The sequence below is a fragment of the Rhodoferax sp. genome (assembly GCF_023701345.1).
GTDB lineage: Bacteria > Pseudomonadota > Gammaproteobacteria > Burkholderiales > Burkholderiaceae_C > Rhodoferax.
In genome coordinates this window covers 1-4,487 of the sequence record NZ_JAMPXE010000189.1, presented here as the reverse complement: position 1 = coordinate 4,487, position 4,487 = coordinate 1, and the positions used below count along the sequence as shown (strand labels likewise).

The following is a 4,487-nucleotide window of genomic DNA, read 5'->3' as shown; positions in this document are numbered from 1 at the left end:
TACGCCAAGATGTTCATTCTGGAAGGCCGCACCAACTACCCGAGCATGACCGCTCGCCGCCGCAACACCGCCGATCACCAGATCGAAGTGGTGGGTGCCAAGCTGCGCGCCATGATGCCCTGGATTGCCAAAAACAAACTGGTTGACCAGACGCGCAACTGATTGCCGCGTTTGTCAAAACAAAGGCCACTTCGGTGGCCTTTGTTATTATGGCGGCAACCTAAGACAAAACGAATGGAAGAAGTGAACACACAGAACACAGAGCACACTGGCGGTGTGATGCTGAAAAAGCGTCGTAAAGGCATTTACATTCTGCCCAACCTCTTTACGCTGGCAGCACTTTTTGGTGGCTTTTACGCCATTGTGATGGCGATCAATGGTCGTTTCGACCTGGCCGCAGTCGGTGTTTTTTGCGCCATGGTGCTCGACAGTCTGGACGGGCGCGTGGCGCGCATGACCAACACCCAAAGCGCCTTTGGTGAGCAAATGGATTCGCTCTCCGACATGGTGTCTTTCGGTGCTGCGCCGGCCCTGATTGCTTATGTGTGGGCGCTCAAGGGCCTGGGCCGCTGGGGCTGGATTGCCGCTTTTGTCTATTGCGCCTGTGCGGCCTTGCGGCTGGCGCGCTTTAACGTCAACACCGCCGTGGTCGACAAACGCTATTTTCAGGGTTTGCCGTCGCCCGCGGCAGCGGCCTTGGTAGCTGGTTTTATTTGGGTCATGACCGATTTGGGCAGTGCCGGTCCGCAATGGGCGTGGCCGATGTTTGCCGTGTGCCTGTATGCCGGGCTGACCATGGTGACCAATGTGCCGTTCTACAGCTTCAAAGACATCCAGATGAAACGCAGCGTGCCCTTTGCGGTGATTGTGCTGATTGCCATCGGTATCGCCATCATCAACATTGATCCGCCAATCGTGATGTTTGGTTTGTTTGTGCTGTATGGTTTGAGTGGCTATGTGATTTACTTCTGGCGCAAAGCCAAGGGGATTCCTACCAGCGTCATCAGCACGTCGACCGATGAACCCGATGAACGCGGCCTGCATAAATGAAGAGAGCTGTGTTATATTGAAGCCATGCATCAATTTTCACTACTGCTAAACCTAACGTCCTGCGGGCGGAGTGGTTAGCGCGTGATTGCATCAACCCCAAAAGCCCGTCAGCATCCGCGACGGGCTTTTTTGTTGCCCAGACCTTCTCAATCGCCTTTGTAAATATCCCAGGAGAAATGACATGTCAGACAAATTGGTAATTTTTGACACCACCTTGCGTGACGGCGAGCAGTCGCCCGGCGCCTCCATGACCCGCGATGAAAAATTGCGCATTGCGCGGCAACTGGAGCGCCTGAAAGTCGATGTCATCGAAGCCGGTTTTGCGGCCAGTTCCAATGGTGATTTTGAGGCCATCAAGGCCATTGCCCTTGCCATCAAGGACGCCACCGTGTGTTCCTTGTCGCGTGCCAATGACCGTGACATCACGCTGGCGGCAGATGCGGTACAAGGCGCCAACCGGCCGCGCATCCACACCTTTATTGCCACCTCGCCGGTGCACATGGAGAAAAAACTCCGCATGACGCCCGAGCAGGTGCTGGAGCAGGCCAAACTGGCGGTGCGCTTTGCCCGCAACCGGGTGGCCGACATCGAATTCAGTGCCGAAGACGCCTACCGCAGCGAAGAAGACTTCTTGTGCCGGGTGATTGAAGCCGTCATCAAAGAGGGCGCCACCACCATCAACGTGCCCGACACCGTGGGTTACGCCATCCCCGAGCTGTACGGTAACTTCATCAAGCGATTGCGCGAGCGCGTGCCCAATGCCGACAAAGCCATTTGGTCGGTGCATTGCCACAACGACCTCGGCATGGCAGTGGCCAATTCGCTGGCGGGTGTCATGATCGGTGGTGCGCGCCAGGTCGAATGCACCATCAACGGCCTGGGTGAGCGTGCCGGCAACTGCAGCCTGGAAGAGGTGGTGATGGCCGTGCGCACCCGGCGCGACTATTTTGATCTGGATGTCGGTGTCGACACCACCCAGATTCTTGCGGCCAGCCGCATGGTGAGCCAGACCACGGGTTTTGTGGTGCAGCCCAACAAGGCCATCGTCGGCGCCAACGCCTTTGCCCACGCTTCAGGCATCCACCAGGACGGCATGATGAAAGCGCGCGATACCTATGAGATCATGCGGGCCGAAGATGTGGGCTGGACCGCCAACAAAATCGTGCTTGGCAAATTGAGCGGGCGCAATGCCTTCAAACAGCGCTTGCAGGAACTGGGCGTGCAAATGGAAAGCGAAGCCGATGTGAATCTGGCCTTTGCCAAATTCAAGGAACTCGCCGACCGCAAGAGCGAGATTTTTGACGAAGACATCCTGGCTTTGGTGAGCGAAGAAAATGTGGCCCAAAGCCACGAGCAGTTCGGTTTTGTCTCTTTGTCCCAGCACAGCGAAACCGGCGAAATCCCGCAGGCCACGGTGGTCATGACCATTGGCGGCAAGGAAGTGACCAGCACGGCCAATGGCAACGGGCCGGTGGACGCCTCGCTCAAGGCCATTGAAGCCAACGTCATCAGCGGTGCCGAGATGGTGCTTTATTCGGTCAACGCCATCAGCGGTTCCACCGAAAGCCAGGGTGAGGTGACCGTGCGCCTGCAAAACAATGGCCGCATCGTCAACGGCATAGGCGCCGACCCCGACATTGTGGTGGCCTCGGCCAAAGCCTACCTGAGTGCCCTGAATAAACTCCAAAGCCAGGCCGAACGGGTATCGGCCCAGGTCTGAGTAACGCAAACTGGTTTAACAAAGTTTTGTAAGTACTTGCTACAGCTGAGTTTTTATGTTTAAACTTCGTTCCTGCTAATTGGCTTCAAGGAGATAAGTTTATGACCACCGACCTAAACCGTTTTTTCGGAAAAAAAGTACGTGGTTTGATTTGTCTTTTGAGCTTGTTGAGCTGGTTTGCCTGGGCACCCGTTGTCCAGGCAGCACCCGCCAAAACGCAGAAAACACAAAAAGTCCATAAAACGCAGGTCAGCAAACAGAAAAAAACGGCAACGGTTGCCAAACGCCGCGTTAGCAAAATACTGGTCTCTGGCAAGCGAAAAGCAGCTCCTGTCAGAGTGGCCCGTACCCCGCCAAAACCATCATTTGGTCAAATGGCCGGCTTGCATCAGGCTGCCGACGACCTCAATCTCAAATCAAGTGTCGCCTTTGTCATCGATCAGGACACCCAGGAAGTGCTGATCAGCAAAAACGACCAAGCCGTGTTGCCGATTGCTTCACTGACCAAATTGATGACGGGTTTGATCGTCACTGAGGCCAACTTGTCCATGGATGAAAAAATCGTCATCACACAGCAGGATGTCGATACAGAAAAAGGCAGCAGCTCCCGTTTGCGAGTGGGCACGGAACTGAGCCGGGGTGAGCTACTGCACCTGGCGTTGATGTCCAGCGAAAACCGCGCCGCCCATGCGCTGGGGCGTACCTATCCGGGTGGGCTGGCCGTTTTTACCAGGCTGATGAACAACAAGGCCCAATTGCTGGGCATGAAAGACACCCGCTATGTCGAGCCCACGGGTTTGTCCAGCAGCAACATGTCCAGCGCGCGTGACCTGGCCAAGCTGGTAAACGTAGCGCACCAGCACCCCTTGCTGCGTGAATTGAGCACCTCTACGGGGCATCAGGTCGCGGTGGGCAATCGGACGCTGCAATTCAACAACACCAACAGATTGGTTAAAAATCCGTCCTGGGACATCGGCTTGCAAAAAACCGGCTACATTTCGGAGGCCGGGCGTTGCCTGGTCATGCAGACCAAGGTGGCTGGCCGGCAATTGATCATGATTTTCCTGGACTCGGCGGGCAAATTGAGCCGTCTGGGAGACGCCGAGCGCGTGCGTCACTGGGTCGAATCCGCTGCCAATGCGGCTGTCATCAAGGCAGACACCAGAGTGTCTGGCGGCTGATCAGTCAGTGTGGCTCACCCGGGCACCCAGGTTGGCCGAAATCTCCTGAGCCGTGGCTTTGAGTTTGGGTAACCAGGACTCGTCCAGCCGACCGGTTGGCGCTGAAATCGACAAACCTGCTACCAACTTCCCCTGATCATCCCGGATGCCTGCCGCCATGCAGCGCACCCCAAGCTCCAGCTCTTCATTGTCGGTGGAGAAGCCATCACGGCGCACTTTGGTGAGTTCGCGTTCGAGTGTCGGCAGTTGTGTCAGGCTGTTGCGGGTGTGGCCACTGAGACCGGTGCGCAGCGCATAAGACCGCACTTTCTGAACGTCATCTGCCGCCAGAAACAATTTGCCTACCGACGTCAGGTGCAAGGGCGCACGGCCGCCAATGGCCCGGATCACCTGCATGCCAGAACGCTCGCTGTAGGCTCTTTCGATGTAAATGATTTCATCGCCCTGGCGGATGCTCAGGTTGACCGCTTGCTGCGTCAGGCGGTGCAACTCACGCATGGGTTCCAGCGCGGCGTCGCGCACATTCAAGCGGTTCT

The 4,487-nt window shown here is 56.5% G+C and carries 4 protein-coding genes and 1 pseudogene; 4 read left to right on the top strand and 1 reads right to left on the bottom strand.

The window, feature by feature from the left end:
* The 4 genes and pseudogenes from NDI87_RS16690 to pbpG all read left to right on the top strand — a co-directional run.
* Positions 1-162, top strand: a pseudogene (locus NDI87_RS16690) (ketol-acid reductoisomerase); the annotation flags it as partial.
* A gap of 72 nt (positions 163-234) precedes the next feature.
* Entirely contained in the window at positions 235-1,050 is an 816-nt protein-coding gene (gene pssA / locus NDI87_RS16685; protein ID WP_296276705.1) for a CDP-diacylglycerol--serine O-phosphatidyltransferase, read from the top strand.
* Positions 1,051-1,231: 181 nt separating this feature from the next.
* Positions 1,232-2,770: a 2-isopropylmalate synthase gene (locus tag NDI87_RS16680; protein WP_296276704.1), complete on the top strand. Its 1,539-nt coding sequence runs from the start codon at positions 1,232-1,234 to the stop codon at positions 2,768-2,770.
* Positions 2,771-2,871: 101 nt separating this feature from the next.
* On the top strand, positions 2,872-3,951 hold the full coding sequence (gene pbpG / locus NDI87_RS16675) for a D-alanyl-D-alanine endopeptidase (protein WP_296276703.1): 1,080 nt from the start codon (positions 2,872-2,874) through the stop codon (positions 3,949-3,951).
* Here pbpG and NDI87_RS16670 read toward each other — a convergent pair.
* On the bottom strand, positions 3,952-4,487 hold a 536-nt coding region (locus NDI87_RS16670), incomplete at its 5' end, for an IclR family transcriptional regulator (protein ID WP_296276702.1).

What these genes read in the sequence shown, in the direction of transcription:
- pssA (WP_296276705.1), top strand. Translation starts at nt 235, where the DNA reads ATGGAAGAAGTGAACACACAGAACACAGAGCACACTGGCGGTGTGATG.
- pbpG (WP_296276703.1), top strand. Translation starts at nt 2,872, where the DNA reads ATGACCACCGACCTAAACCGTTTTTTCGGAAAAAAAGTACGTGGTTTG.
- NDI87_RS16680 (WP_296276704.1), top strand. Translation starts at nt 1,232, where the DNA reads ATGTCAGACAAATTGGTAATTTTTGACACCACCTTGCGTGACGGCGAG.